General features: G+C 62.6%; 13 protein-coding genes and 1 pseudogene. 2 read left to right on the plus strand and 12 right to left on the minus strand.

Annotated elements, in window-relative coordinates; all coding sequences use genetic code 11:
- Nucleotides 1-11 precede the first annotated feature (11 nt).
- Nucleotides 12-740, minus strand: coding sequence for an SDR family oxidoreductase (locus AC0L14_RS06890; RefSeq protein ID WP_473748991.1), 729 nt, complete (start codon nucleotides 738-740; stop codon nucleotides 12-14).
- 138 nt (nucleotides 741-878) lie between these two features.
- Here AC0L14_RS06890 and AC0L14_RS06895 point away from each other — a divergent pair, with 138 nt between their 5' ends.
- Nucleotides 879-1,769, plus strand: coding sequence for an AraC family transcriptional regulator (locus AC0L14_RS06895; RefSeq protein WP_473748992.1), 891 nt, complete (start codon nucleotides 879-881; stop codon nucleotides 1,767-1,769).
- Here AC0L14_RS06895 and AC0L14_RS06900 read toward each other — a convergent pair.
- Nucleotides 1,766-2,611: a MurR/RpiR family transcriptional regulator gene (locus AC0L14_RS06900; RefSeq protein ID WP_473748994.1), complete on the minus strand. Its 846-nt coding sequence runs from the start codon at nucleotides 2,609-2,611 to the stop codon at nucleotides 1,766-1,768. The genes AC0L14_RS06895 and AC0L14_RS06900 overlap by 4 nt on opposite strands.
- 156 nt (nucleotides 2,612-2,767) lie before the next feature.
- On the opposite strand from AC0L14_RS06900, the gene AC0L14_RS06905 reads away from it, so the two are divergent.
- Nucleotides 2,768-3,877 carry a Gfo/Idh/MocA family protein gene (locus tag AC0L14_RS06905; RefSeq protein WP_473748995.1) on the plus strand — a complete coding sequence of 370 codons (1,110 nt, stop codon included), beginning with the start codon at nucleotides 2,768-2,770 and terminating at the stop codon, nucleotides 3,875-3,877.
- A 210-nt stretch (nucleotides 3,878-4,087) separates the two neighbouring features.
- Here the strand turns inward: AC0L14_RS06905 and AC0L14_RS06910 are convergent, their stop codons facing one another.
- From AC0L14_RS06910 to AC0L14_RS06955, 10 genes and pseudogenes are all read right to left on the minus strand, one after another.
- A complete protein-coding gene (locus AC0L14_RS06910; protein ID WP_473748996.1) occupies nucleotides 4,088-5,179 on the minus strand; it encodes a 3-deoxy-7-phosphoheptulonate synthase in 1,092 nt (363 codons plus the stop codon).
- A gap of 302 nt (nucleotides 5,180-5,481) precedes the next feature.
- Nucleotides 5,482-5,904 carry a PIN domain-containing protein gene (locus AC0L14_RS06915; RefSeq protein WP_473748998.1) on the minus strand — a complete coding sequence of 141 codons (423 nt, stop codon included), beginning with the start codon at nucleotides 5,902-5,904 and terminating at the stop codon, nucleotides 5,482-5,484.
- Nucleotides 5,901-6,185: a type II toxin-antitoxin system prevent-host-death family antitoxin gene (locus tag AC0L14_RS06920; protein WP_473748999.1), complete on the minus strand. Its 285-nt coding sequence runs from the start codon at nucleotides 6,183-6,185 to the stop codon at nucleotides 5,901-5,903. The genes AC0L14_RS06915 and AC0L14_RS06920 overlap by 4 nt, the downstream gene beginning before the upstream one ends.
- A gap of 61 nt (nucleotides 6,186-6,246) precedes the next feature.
- Nucleotides 6,247-6,346, minus strand: a pseudogene (locus AC0L14_RS06925) (integrase); the annotation flags it as partial.
- Nucleotides 6,347-6,367: 21 nt separating this feature from the next.
- Nucleotides 6,368-7,162 carry an SDR family oxidoreductase gene (locus AC0L14_RS06930; RefSeq protein WP_473749000.1) on the minus strand — a complete coding sequence of 265 codons (795 nt, stop codon included), beginning with the start codon at nucleotides 7,160-7,162 and terminating at the stop codon, nucleotides 6,368-6,370.
- A 23-nt stretch (nucleotides 7,163-7,185) separates the two neighbouring features.
- A complete protein-coding gene (gene iolG / locus AC0L14_RS06935) occupies nucleotides 7,186-8,187 on the minus strand; it encodes an inositol 2-dehydrogenase (RefSeq protein ID WP_473749001.1) in 1,002 nt (333 codons plus the stop codon).
- 119 nt (nucleotides 8,188-8,306) lie between these two features.
- A complete protein-coding gene (locus tag AC0L14_RS06940) occupies nucleotides 8,307-9,074 on the minus strand; it encodes an ATP-binding cassette domain-containing protein (RefSeq protein WP_292403122.1) in 768 nt (255 codons plus the stop codon).
- A gap of 2 nt (nucleotides 9,075-9,076) precedes the next feature.
- On the minus strand, nucleotides 9,077-10,153 hold the full coding sequence (locus AC0L14_RS06945; protein WP_473749003.1) for an ABC transporter permease: 1,077 nt from the start codon (nucleotides 10,151-10,153) through the stop codon (nucleotides 9,077-9,079).
- Between the two features lie 184 nt (nucleotides 10,154-10,337).
- Nucleotides 10,338-11,279: a sugar ABC transporter substrate-binding protein gene (locus AC0L14_RS06950; protein WP_473484500.1), complete on the minus strand. Its 942-nt coding sequence runs from the start codon at nucleotides 11,277-11,279 to the stop codon at nucleotides 10,338-10,340.
- A gap of 379 nt (nucleotides 11,280-11,658) precedes the next feature.
- The gene (locus AC0L14_RS06955) at nucleotides 11,659-12,690 is read right to left on the minus strand and encodes a LacI family DNA-binding transcriptional regulator (RefSeq protein WP_473484498.1); all 1,032 of its coding nucleotides are present in this window, start codon (nucleotides 12,688-12,690) and stop codon (nucleotides 11,659-11,661) included.

A 12,690-nucleotide genomic window follows, 5' to 3' on the forward strand; every position in this document is an offset into this window, starting at 1 on the left:
AGCTGCTCCCTTCACCAAGGAAGCGGGCCATCGTCGTTGAAGTACCCGGCGGTCGGACCATCGACGCCCAGGGTCGCCAGGTGAACGACGATCTCGGCCGCCTGCTGCACCGTGCGGTGACCTTTATATCCGTTGAGATCGGTGGCGGTGTAGCCGGGCGCCGCGGCGTTGACCTTGATGCCTTGCGGCGCGAGCTCCCTGGCAAACGCCACGGTGACGGCATTCAAGGCCGTCTTGGAGCTGCCGTAGCCCATCATATTGACAGCGTGGTTCGCGGTGGTGGGATCGAGCGCCCGGCCGATCGACCCGGTGGAACTGCTCACCATCACGATGCGGGCAGCCGGCGCTGCAATCAGCAGCGGCAAGAAGGCCTGCGTCACGCGGATTGGGCCGAAGACATTGACGTCATAAGTGGGCTGGATGTCGGCGATCCGCTGCTGGCTCGGCGGCAGGTCGTAATTGACGGCGATGCCGGCGTTGTTCACGAGCACGTCGAGGCAGGGGCTTTCCGCACTGACAACTCTAGCGGCAGCCGCGACGCTTTCGTCCTGTGTAACATCCAACTCAAGCCACTGGACATCCAGGCCTTCGGCGCGCAGGGCTTGCACTGCTGCCATGCCGCGTTTGGCGTCCCTGGCGCCAAGCCAGACCTTAAAGCCCATCGTCGCCAGTCGCCGGGCGATTTCGTGGCCTATACCCTTGTTGGCGCCGGTCACCAGCGCGTTTTTCGACGTCGTCATTTTGGGAACCTCCTTCTATCCATGTCGAAGACTGAAGATGGCGCGGCGCAGGGAACGCCGCGCGCCGGAAACTCTCCAGCTCTTGCCTAATCCTCTCACGCTGTTGCGCGGCCGGCGCGAATGCGCGATGCTGGCGCAATGAGCGAGGCGCTGCAGGAGTTGATCGAGATCGCCGTCCGCCATGCGCGCGGGCGACGAACACCAACGGCGATCCCCCGCGTTTCGATCGGCCGCAGTGAGGTCACCACGGCACCATTGCCAGGCGTTTGGGGGGCGGGGATCTTATTCGTATTGCAGGGCGCGAAGACGGTTCTGATCGGCGACCGGGCTCTTCGTTACAATCGCGCCAGCTATTTCATCTACACTGTCGACACGCCCACCATCAGCCAGATAGTCGAAGCGAGCGCCGCGCGCCCCTACCTGGCCATTGGCTTGACCCTTGACCTGCAGGCTGTCGCCGCGCTCCTCGTCGAGCTCGGGCCGGCGCTTGGCGGCGACAGTTTCTCCACCTCTCCCGTTGATGATGAGATGCTCGATGCGTTGCGTCGAATGATGCGGCTGCTTGACCGGCCAGCGGAGATTCCTGTGCTGGCGACCATGCTCGAACGCGAGATGTTGTTTCGGCTCCTGCAGGGCCCGCAAGGTGGAAAGCTTCGCGAGCTGGCGCGCGCCGATGGCCATCTGTCGCGGATTGGCCAGGCGATTGCCTGGATCCGGGAGCACTGCCATCAGCCAATCCGGGTCGGAGATCTGGCCGAAATTGCCCATATGAGCAACGCTGCGTTCTACCGCCACTTCAAGGCGGCGACGGCCATGAGCCCGATCCAGTATCAAAAACAAATCCGGCTGCTGGAGGCCCGCCATCTGCTGGTTGCCCAACCGGGCAACGTGGCACAGGTCGCCTTTGCCGTTGGCTACGAGAGTGCTTCACAGTTCAGCCGGGAGTATGCCCGTCAGTTCGGGTCGCCACCCGCACGCGACGCAGCGCGGCTTGTGGCGGGAGGCGAAGCAGCCGTAGAGGTTATTTAGGTCTTGCGCTTGCGGCCGGCATCACGCCGCTTCTCGCCAACCGCGACAGTCAGCGCCATGGCCAGCGCCATCGTCGCCGACAGCGAGCGGAAGCCGGCGAAATCGGCCTCGGCGACCTCGAACCAGACCTTGGCGAACTGGGCGAGCGGCGAGAACGAGCTGTCGGTGATCGCCACGATCGGCACGCCTTGCTCCGAGATGACGCGCGCCTCCTCGATGGCCGCCGGGGCATAGGGCGAGAAGCTGATGGCGATGACGGCATCCCGGGGCGAGGCAAAGCCGATCATCTCGGCGTTGAGGCCGGCGGCCGATTCGATCAGCTGGTTGCGGATCTTGAGCTTGCCCAGCGCATAGGCGATGTAGGAGGCGACCGGATAGGAGCGACGCTTGGCCAGCACATAGACGGTCTCCGCTTTGGCCAGCAAGGCGATCGCATCTTCGAAATGCTCTTCGTTCAACCTGCCTGAAATATCGTTGAGCGAGGTGCTGGCCGCGGCGACGAAGCCGTCGAAGATCGCCCGGTGACCGGCGCCTTCCTCGGCCTTGGCGCGCAATGCCGCCAGCCTTTCGTCATAGGACGAATTGCGCTCACGCAGGCGCTCGCGAAACACCAGCTGCAGGCTGGTGAAGCCGTCGAAGCCGAGCTGCTGGGCGAAGCGGATCAGGGTCGACGGCTGGACGCCGGCGGAGGCAGCGATGCTGGCGGCGGTGCCGAAGGCAATATCGTCGGGATTGTCGAGCGCATAGGCAGCGATCTGCGCGATACGCTTGGGCAGGCTATGGCGCCGTTCCAGGATCGTCGTACGCAGCGTCTCGAAATCGCGGGGCACCCGTTCGTCCATCGTCGCTCCGCCTAGGCCCATCAGTCGATGCCGTGTGTGCCCCATCATAGCGAGCCTGTGCAAGAAGGCCATAAAAAATGAGGCATGCGTTCCATTTCTGGATAAAATGGACTAATTCATCCACACAAAATCTTCCTGGCGACGGAGACAAGGGAAATGGTCGGAGTAGGCCTTATCGGCACAGGCTTCATGGGCAAGTGTCACGCCATCGCCTGGAACGCGGTCGGAACCGTCTTTCCCGACGTGGCCAAGCCAAGGCTGGTCCGTCTCGGCGAGGTCGACGAGGGTCTTGCCAAGCGCCGTGCCACCGAATTCGGCTTTGCCAAGGCCTCCGGTGACTGGCGCGCCGTCGTCAACGACCCGGAAGTCGATGTCGTCTCGCTGACCACGCCAAACCAGTTCCACCCGGAAATGGCCATCGCCATCCTTGAGGCCGGCAAGCACCTGTGGTGCGAAAAACCGATGGCGCCGGGCTTTGCGGAGGCGCAAGCCATGGCGGCGGCGGCGCAAAAGTCCGGCAAGGTGGCGGCTCTCGGCTACAATTACATCCAGAATCCCGCAATCCGCCATATCGGTGCGCTGCTCGACGAGAAGATCATCGGCGAGGTCAATCATCTGCGCATCGAGATGGACGAGGATTTCATGGCCGACCCGGAAGCGCTGTTCTTCTGGAAGCACGAGGCAGCGTCCGGTTACGGCGCGCTCGACGACTTCGCCGTGCATCCGCTGTCGCTGATCGCGGTGCTGTTCGGCCGCGTCGCCCGCGTCATGTGCGACATGGCAAAACCCTATGCCGATCGCCGCGTCGCGTCGGGCGGGCGCCGCGCGGTCGAGACCTACGACATTGCCAGCGTGCTGATGCATCTCGAAAACGGCATTGCCGGCACGCTGCTGGTCAGCCGTTCGGCCTGGGGCCGCAAAGGCCGGATCGCCGTCCAAATCTTCGGCTCGAAGGGCTCGATCCTGTACGACCAGGAGCGGATGAACGAGTTCCAGCTCTATCTCACAGCCGACCGCCCAACCGAGCAGGGCTACCGGACCATCCTGGTGGCGCCGCACCACAAGCCCTACGATGCCTTCCTGCCGGCGCCCGGCCACGGGCTTGGCTTCAACGACCTCAAGATCATCGAATGCCGAGAACTGCTGACCAGGCTGGCCGGCAAACCGGCGCGGATCATCGATTTCGACGAGGGCCTGGAGATCGAGCGCACCGTGCATGCCATGGCACGCTCGTTCAAGGAGCAGCGCTGGGTGGATGTGAGGTAACGCCGACGTTGGCTCCCCTTCTCCCCTTGTGGGAGAAGGTGGCCGAGCGAAGCTCGGTCGGATGAGGGGTGTTGGACAGATCGCTATTTTGAAGTCCTAAGAGCTTAAAATCATTCGATATCTTAACACAGCGTTCCTTCGAACACCCCTCATCCGTCTCGGCGCTGCGCGCCGATCCACCTTCTCCCACAAGGGGAGAAGGGGAAAGCTTCAAGCCGCTCCCGGGCGGCTGGCGACCAGGGCCCGGCGCGCTGCCCGGCGCCGCTCGACGGCGTCGGCAAGGCTGTGCAGCACCGTCTCGGTGGTTGCCCAGTCGATGCAGCCATCGGTGATGCTCTGGCCGTAGACGAGCGGCTTGCCGGGCACGACATCCTGTCGGCCGGCAACGAGGTTGCTCTCGATCATGACACCGATGATGCGCTCGTCGCCTGCCGCGACCTGGCCCGCCACGTCAGCCGCTACCTTCGGTTGGTTCTCCTGCTTCTTGTTGCTGTTGGCGTGGCTGACATCGATCATCAGCCGGGGCGCGACACCGATCCGGGCGAGTTCCGCACTGGCGGCGGCGACGCTTGCCGCGTCATAATTGGGCTGAATGCCGCCGCGCAGGATGACGTGGCAGTCCTCGTTGCCGGTGGTCGTCGCGATGGCGCTGCGCCCGCCCTTCGTCACCGCCATGAAATGATGCGGCTCGGCGGCGGATTTCACCGCCTCGGCGGCGATCCGCAAATTGCCGTCGGTGCCGTTCTTGAAGCCGACCGGGCAGGACAGGCCTGATGCGAGTTCCCGATGGATCTGGCTCTCGGTCGTGCGCGCGCCGATCGCGCCCCAGGCGACGAGATCGGCAATGTATTGCGGGGTGGCCATGTCGAGGAATTCGGTCGCTGCCGGCAGGCCGAGATTGTTGACGGCGGAGAGCACATTGCGCGCCATCCGCAGGCCCTTGTCGATGTTGAAGCTGCCGTCCAGGTCGGGATCGTTGATCAGGCCTTTCCAGCCGACCGTCGTGCGCGGTTTCTCGAAATAGACGCGCATCACGATTTCCAGCCGGTCCGACAGGCTCTCGCGCAGCGTCGCCAGGCGGCTGGCATAGTCCACGGCAGCGGCCGGATCGTGGATCGAACAGGGGCCGGCGACAACGATCAGCCGATCGTCAGTGCCGGTCAGCACGGCGTGGATAGCGTTGCGTGACGCGGTCACGGTGCGCGTCGCCGTCAGCGTGCGCGGTATCTCCCGCATCACCTGGTCCGGCGTACTCAATTCCCTTATTTCCTTGACCCGAAGATCATCTGTGGTCGTCAACACGGCTCTCTGCTCCTGATTGGGAGACCTGCCGGCTGAAACAAAAAAAGCCGCCAGGTCTGGCGGCTGTTCGGATTTTGATGCTGCAATCTTCAGATCGAGCGCAATCCTCCCGCCGCCAGCGAGCTAAAGTCGCTAAAGTACCAGAACGAGGCGGTCGAGTTGATCATGCGCGTCCTATAGCCGAAGCCGAGGCGCTTGTCACGTCTGATAAGGCTACTGATAATGGCGTGAACACCGGCGGGTTTGGTGGGGCATGAAATAGACTGCTTATCTTCAAGGCCCAACATGCTGCGCTGAGCGGTTCATGCAGTCCAGGGATTGAAGAGTTCGATCCCAAAGCCTTCGAAATCGTTCGTATTACGCGTTGCCAAGGTGAGCTCCTGCGCAATCGCGGTGGCTGCAATCAGGCCATCCATCGACGACAGACCGCGACCGCGGCGCTTCGCAAGGCCCATCAGGTCCCCCCAGGCCAAGGCAACCGGTTCGTCCACAGGAAGAACCCTCTGTTCGAAGCGCTGCGGCAGGTCTTGAGCGAGCCATTGGGCCAGAGCCTCGCGTTTCCGGCCCTCATCCATGAGGGCGACGCCGCGTCGGATCTCGGCGATCGACACGACGCTAATGAATGAGCGGTCCTCATCAAGCCCGTCCAGCCAGTCCAGAACGCGTGCGTCCGGCACCGGCCTTGTCACCTCGGACAGGACATTCGTATCGAGCAGTAGCCTCACAGCGGCAGATCACGCGGTTCGTCGCGCTGACGCTCAAGGTTGAGATCGGCGCCGCGCAGCGGCGACTCCAGCAGGAACTCCGCAAGCGTACCCTTGCGCGCGGTCTTCCGTTGCCATTCCTCGGCCGAGACGACAACCACGCTTGGTTTGCCGTTTCTGGTGATCGTCTGCGGCGATGACTGCGCGCGTTCGATAACCTCCGAGAGCCGGGCTTTTGCCCCAGCGACCGTCCAATTGGTATCCTCTTTGGGCGCAGCCAGCATTTCGACCTCCATGACCATTCTGACCATCTTGACTATATGGGGATGGCGATACGGCGGCAACAGGGAAGGAGAGGGTTTTTCAGAGCCCGGGTGCCTTGGTGAGTTTGGTCGAACCGATCGCGCCGGCGTTGATATATTCGGGTCATCTCGGCCGACGCATGGCCGAGCTGCTTCTGGACGATGAGGCTACTCGGCTGATCCTACTCTGGCGACGATCCGGCGATGTTCTGGTCGTAGTCGACCAGCGACCCGGTCATGACGCCCGACTGCGGGCTGACCATATAGCTGATCAGCCGGGCGAGCTGGTCCGGCTTCACCAATTGGCCCATCGGCTGCGCGGCCTCGGCCTTTTCCAGCCAATTGTCAGGTGCATCGTGCCATTTCTTCTGCACGATCGCCTCGCCCTCGGTGTCCATCCAGCCGGGCAGCACCGCGTTGCAGCGGATGCGGTTGCTGCGGTACGCATTGGCGACATTCTTGGTCAGCGTCGCCAATGCGCCCTTGCTCGACGAATAGGGCGCCAGGAACGACTGGCCGCAATGCGCGGACATCGACAGGACATTGACGATCGAGCCAGGCGCCTTGCGGGCGAGCAGCTGCGCCACCACGCCCTGCATCAGGAAGAAGGGACCGCGCACATTGGTCGCGAAGATCGTGTCGAAAAGCTCTTCACTCGTCTCGACCAGCGAACCGCGCGCCGAGGTGGCGGCGGCGTTGACCAGCGCGTTGATGGTGCCGAAATGAGCGATCGCCGTTTCGACGGCCCGCTTGCAGTCGGCCACTTTGGAAACATCGGCGCCGATGAAGATGGCGTCGACGCCGTTTTTCCCAAGTGCGGCGATAGCCCTATCGCCTTTCTCCTGGGAACGACCGACCAGCGCCAGCGCGCGGCAGCCCTCGTCGGCCAGCGCCTCGGCGACGGCGAAGCCGATGCCTTGCGCGCCGCCGGTGACGATGGCGCGTGTTTCGGAATTGCGACCGGCTGAACCGTTCATCGCCTTGCTCCTGTGCTTGATACTTAGATTGTCTTGTCGAGGCGGACGGTCTTGCCTTCCCTAGCCGATTTCAGTGCTGCGTCCGCCAGCCTCAGCGCGACGAGCCCGTCCTTGCCGCTCGGCGCCGCTTTGTTGCCGGATGTCGTCGCGGCGATGAAGGCAGCGATCTCGTTGGCATAGGCGTCGAGGTAGCGGGTCATGAAGAAGTCGTGCAGCGGCGGGCGCGTATAGCCTTTCTCATTGGCCAGTTCGATCGACACCGGCCGCTGGTTCTCGGCCGCGATCATGCCTTTCGAGCCGTGCACCTCGATGCGCTGGTCGTAGCCATAGGTGGCCCGCCGCGAATTGGAGATGATGCACTGCTTGCCGGAGGCGGTTTCGAGGATGACGCTGACGCTGTCGAAGTCGCCGGCCTCGCCGATTTTTTTGTCGACCAGCACTGAGGCGTGGGCGCTGACCGCCACCGGCTCCTCGCCGAGCAGGAAGCGCGCCATGTCGAAATCATGGATGGTCATATCGCGAAAAATGCCGCCCGAGCGGCCGATATAGTCGAGCGGCGGCGGGCCGGGATCTCGCGACGTGATGGTGACCATCTCGACCGTACCGATGGCGCCATCGTCGATCGCCTTGCGCACGGCGGCGAAATGCGGATCGAAGCGGCGGTTGAAGCCGACCATCAAAGTGGCGCCGGCTTTGTCGACCACTTCAAGGCATTCTTCCACTCTGCCGGCGTCCAGGTCGATCGGCTTCTCGCAGAAGATCGCCTTGCCGGCCTTGGCGAACCGCTCGATCAGATCGGCATGGGTGTCGGTCGGCGTGCAGATGATGACCGCGTCGACATCTCCGGCTTTTTCGATCGCCTCGATGGTGCGCACTTCCGCGCCATAGGCTGACGCCAGATCCGTCGCCGCCTTCTCAAAGGCGTCCGCCACGGCGACCAATTTGGCCTGCGGATTGGAGCCCACGGCGCGGGCGTGGACCTTGCCGATACGACCGGCACCGAGAAGAGCGAAGCGGAGAGGCATGGGAATTTCCTTTGAGGATGGTTCGAAAAGAAGTGTGTCGCGCCTGGCCTCAGGCACAGAGCCGCTGGCGATTTTCGGATCGCGGCAGTTCGGCGGCGAGCCGATGATCCGGCGCCGCCTTAGGCCGCAAGTTCCGCCTCCCCGGTCTTGGCGCCGGTGATGTATGAGACAATGTCGTTGCCGTCGGTGTCCTGCTTGCGCAGATTGGCGACGATGCGGCCGCGCCGGAAGACGACGATGCGGTCGCAAAGGTCGAACACCTGGCGCATGTTGTGGCTGATCAGGATCAGCGGCTCGCCATTGGCTTTCAACGTGCGGATGATGTTTTCGACCTGCATCGTCTCCTGCACACCGAGGGCTGCCGTCGGCTCGTCCATGATGATGAGCTTGGAAGCGAACGTCGCCGTTCTGGCGATCGCCACGCACTGGCGCTGGCCGCCCGACATGTGGCGGATGGTGTTGGAAAGGTTGGGAATCTTGACCGCCGTGCGGACCAACGCTGCCTCGGTCGCCTTGCGCATGAACTTGCGATCGAGGATCGAGAAAGGCCCGAGATTGAAAAGCACCTTTTCGCGGCCGAGAAACAGGTTCGACGGCACGTCGAGATCATCGGCAAGCGCCAGGTTCTGGAACACGGTTTCGATGCCGGCCTCGCGCGCCGCAATCGGACCGGCGAAGTTCACTTCGTTGCCGTCGAACCAGATCTTGCCGCTGGTGCGCTGCTCGACCGCCGTGATCTGGCGCACGAAGGTCGATTTGCCGGCGCCATTGTCACCCATGATGGCGACATGCTCGCCCTTGCGCAGTTCGAAGTTCGCGCTTTCGAGCGCATGCACGCCGCCATAGTATTTGGTCAGGTTTTCGGTCTTCAGGACGATGTCCGACATGATCAAGCCCTCATTGCCCGCAGGCGCTGGCGCCACTGGTCGAGAACAACTGCGCCGATGATGATCACGCCCTTGACCATCTCCTGGTAGTAGGCGTCGAGGCGCAGGAAGGTGAAGCCGGAGATGATGACGCCGAAGATCAGCGCACCGATCACCGTTCCGATGATCGAGCCGCGGCCGCCCGACAGCGAGACGCCGCCGATGACAGCCATCGCGATGGCGTCCAACTCGTACATCACGCCCATGCCGGCCTGAGCGGTGAGGTTCTTGGAGCTTAGCACCACGGCGGCGAGCGAGGCGAGGATGCCAGCAATGACGAAGACCAGGATCTTGTGGTTTTGGACATTTATGCCGGACATGCGGGCGGCGTCCTCGTTGGAGCCGATGGCATAACAGTGCTTGCCGTACCTGGTGTATGACAGGATCAGCTGGAACAGAATCGCCAGCGATATGAAGATGATGACCGGCATCAGCCCCTTGCCGATCGCGGCGAAACTTTCGGTGGGAAACGAGATCGGCTGCCCCTTGGACCACCATTTCGCGATGCCGCGCGCCGTGACCATCATGCCGAGCGTGGCGATGAACGGCGGAATGCGCGTGTAGGCGATCAACGAGCCGTTGACCAGGCCGGCCAGCAGGCCGCAGCCGATCGCGACGAGCACCGGCACGATCACCGGCAGGTCAGTCCAGCCCTGCTCGATGAACATCGCCTTGGGGTTAGGGTTGCCGTTGACCGTCGCCACCTGGGCGAAACTCATGGCAATCATCGCCGTGGCGCCGACGATCGAACCCGAAGAAAGGTCGATGCCGCCGGAAATGATCACCTGCGTCACGCCGATGGCGATGATGCCGACGATCGACACCTGCAGGATGATGATCTGCAGGCGCGCTTCGTTGAAGATCGTATCGACGTTGGCGCGGGTGTTGAACAGGAAGCTGTCGCCAAGAAAGACGCGGCCGATCAGCTCGAAGGCGCCGACCAGGATGATGAGCGCCAGGAAAACGTTGAATTCGGCAGGCCATGTGCGCTTCTTCGCATCATAGCTCAGTCCGCCGACGCCATGGGTTGTCTGTGCCAAATCTTGCTTCCTCCGTCAGCAGTCGCCCTCCCGCCTGTCTACGGCGATGAGAGAAAAAGGAGCGGCGCCGTCCCTTTGTTTTGAGCATCGGATTTCCCGATGCTCTTGTTTCGAACATCGGATTTCCTAAAAACCGGTCCGATGCTCTGACGCGCCGCTCCCTATCGAAAAACGGTCCTCTGCCTCAGTTCTTCTGCAGGAACTTGTCGATGTTTGCCGGCGTGACCAGCTGGAACGGGATGTAGACCTTCTGTTCAACCGCCTCGCCCTTGGAAAGCTTGAGCGCTGCGTCCAGCGCCCCGGCACCTTGACCGGCCGCATCCTGGAACACGGTCACGTCGAGATCGCCCGCCTGCATAGCGGCAAGCGCGTCCTGGGTGGCGTCCACGCCGCCGACGACAACCGACTTCATGTCAATGTTGGCAGCCTTCATGGCCTGGATGGCACCGATGGCGCTTTCGTCATTGTTGGCGATCACACCATCGAACGGCGTGCCGGTCGACAGCCAGTTGGTCATCAGATTCTGCGCTTCCTCGCGTTTCCAGTTCGACGTCTGCTTGTCGATGATCTTGATGAAGCTGCATTCCGGAGTGGCGATCACGTCGTCAATGTCCTTGGTGCGCTGCACCGCGGCCTGGTTCGACAGCTCGCCCATGATCACGTAGACATTGGCCTCGGTCTTACCGGCCTCTTTGAACAGGCGGCAGACCTCCTGGGTCTCGAGAGTGCCTGACTCAACCTCGTTCGAGGCGACGAAAGCCTGGTTGTCCGGCAGCGTGTCGACATTGACCGGCTCGCGGTTAACGTAGACCAACGGAACCTTGGCCGCAGCCGCGGCGTCCGACATCGCCTGGGTGGCCGAGGTGTCGACCGGATTGACGATGATCGCGTCAACGCCCGAGGCGACGAAGTTCTTGATCTGGTCGAGCTGCTTGGCGACGTCGTTCTGCGCGTCCTCGACCTGCAGCTCCACGCCGTCCATGCCCTTGGCCTGCTCGATCATGCCGTTGCGCAGCACGGTGAGGAAATTATCGTCGAACAGCGCCATCGACACGCCGATCTTGGCCGCGAGGGCGGACGAACTCATCAGCGCCGAAAACACGACGCCCAAAAGCAGTTTCTTCATTTTATTTCTCCTCCACAGAATTGGTGTCCGGCTGCACCGATCTACCCGGAATCCCCGATCTTCCGGGGAATCTCTCCCGATTGCCATCTCCGTTCCTGATGGCGATTTCCGCGTTGACTGGAGCGCCAAGCCCTCCGTTGAAACAGATGTTCCGGAACGAAAGAACCAAAATACCTATCTGGTGAAATATTTATTCCATTCTGCGTGCGGGCGTCAAGGAGATTCCGAAAGCGGATGCCGGATTTTCGGATAACGCGGCTGAGGGCCGGCAAATCTTCTGCAAGAATCCATCAGGTTGATGGTTCACATCATTGCCGACGCATCGTGGTGCCCGATCTGAACCTGGATCCCTGTCTGAGCCCAGACGTTTTGCCCGAACCTAGATGTTTTCCGGTAGATAGATATCGAAGGGCAGGAAGGTCTGGCCCGGCGCATTGGCAGCGCCTGCCTCGATGGCATGCGCCATCAGCCCGACAAGCTCGCGGCATAGTGCTGCCAGCGGCGTCGAAATCACCATGGTCAGGATGTTGTCGGCGAGCGCCGCGCGCGACTCGGCATTGATCTCGTTGCAGACGACCACCGGCATATTTACGGGCCTCGCTGCCCTGAGCGCCGAGACCGCGCCTTCCATGCCGCCGCCGGCGACGTAGCAGCCGGCAAGATCCGGGTACCGCGCCAGAAGATCGATCATCGCATCATGGGTCACCTGGTTGGCCTCCAGATTGACCAGCGTCTCCAGCACCGTGAATTCCGGCGCATGCTCGCGGAAGAATGATCTGAAGCCGATCTCGCGTAGCTCATGGCCATGGAAGCGATGGCTGCCGACAAAAAGGGCGACCTTGCCGGGTTTCCTCGCCGCCCTGGCGATCATCCAGGCCGCGGTGCGGCCGACCTTGCGGTTGTCGAGGCCGACATAGCCTTCGCGGATGCCGGCGGCAAAGTCGGATAGCAGGGAGAAGACGGGTTGCCCCCTTGCCTTCAGGGTCTCGACGGCTGCCGTCAGCGTCGGATGGTCCGGACCGACAAGGGCGACGGCCCTGGATTTCGCCGCCAGCTTGCGCATCTGGGCAGCGATCTCGTCGGGCGCCAGCGAACTGGCGAAGTCGATGGTTGCGACGCCGCGGAAGCGCTGCGATTGCGACACCGCCAGTTCGAGCTCCCGCGCGAAATCGCTGTAGAAGACATCATTGCCCCTCAGCAGCAGGAAGCCGAGCCGATATTCCGGCAGTTCCTGGCGCATCCGCTGCTTGATCAGTCCGGCGGCGTGATAGCCGATATCGGTTGCAGCCTCATAGACACGGCGTGCGGTTTCCTCGCGCACCGGCAGGCGATTGTTTAGCACCCGGTCGACGGTGGCGACGCTGACGCCGGAGGCGCGCGCCAGATCGGTGATGGTCGGCCGTTTTGCCAT

It is taken from the genome of Mesorhizobium sp. WSM4841 (genome assembly GCF_055811515.1).

What these genes read in the sequence shown, in the direction of transcription:
- AC0L14_RS06930 (WP_473749000.1), bottom strand. Translation starts at nt 7,162, where the DNA reads ATGAACGGTTCAGCCGGTCGCAATTCCGAAACACGCGCCATCGTCACC.
- iolG (WP_473749001.1), bottom strand. Translation starts at nt 8,187, where the DNA reads ATGCCTCTCCGCTTCGCTCTTCTCGGTGCCGGTCGTATCGGCAAGGTC.
- AC0L14_RS06895 (WP_473748992.1), top strand. Translation starts at nt 879, where the DNA reads ATGAGCGAGGCGCTGCAGGAGTTGATCGAGATCGCCGTCCGCCATGCG.
- AC0L14_RS06900 (WP_473748994.1), bottom strand. Translation starts at nt 2,611, where the DNA reads ATGGACGAACGGGTGCCCCGCGATTTCGAGACGCTGCGTACGACGATC.
- AC0L14_RS06890 (WP_473748991.1), bottom strand. Translation starts at nt 740, where the DNA reads ATGACGACGTCGAAAAACGCGCTGGTGACCGGCGCCAACAAGGGTATA.
- AC0L14_RS06940 (WP_292403122.1), bottom strand. Translation starts at nt 9,074, where the DNA reads ATGTCGGACATCGTCCTGAAGACCGAAAACCTGACCAAATACTATGGC.
- AC0L14_RS06955 (WP_473484498.1), bottom strand. Translation starts at nt 12,690, where the DNA reads ATGGCAAAACGGCCGACCATCACCGATCTGGCGCGCGCCTCCGGCGTC.
- AC0L14_RS06905 (WP_473748995.1), top strand. Translation starts at nt 2,768, where the DNA reads ATGGTCGGAGTAGGCCTTATCGGCACAGGCTTCATGGGCAAGTGTCAC.
- AC0L14_RS06920 (WP_473748999.1), bottom strand. Translation starts at nt 6,185, where the DNA reads ATGGTCATGGAGGTCGAAATGCTGGCTGCGCCCAAAGAGGATACCAAT.
- AC0L14_RS06950 (WP_473484500.1), bottom strand. Translation starts at nt 11,279, where the DNA reads ATGAAGAAACTGCTTTTGGGCGTCGTGTTTTCGGCGCTGATGAGTTCG.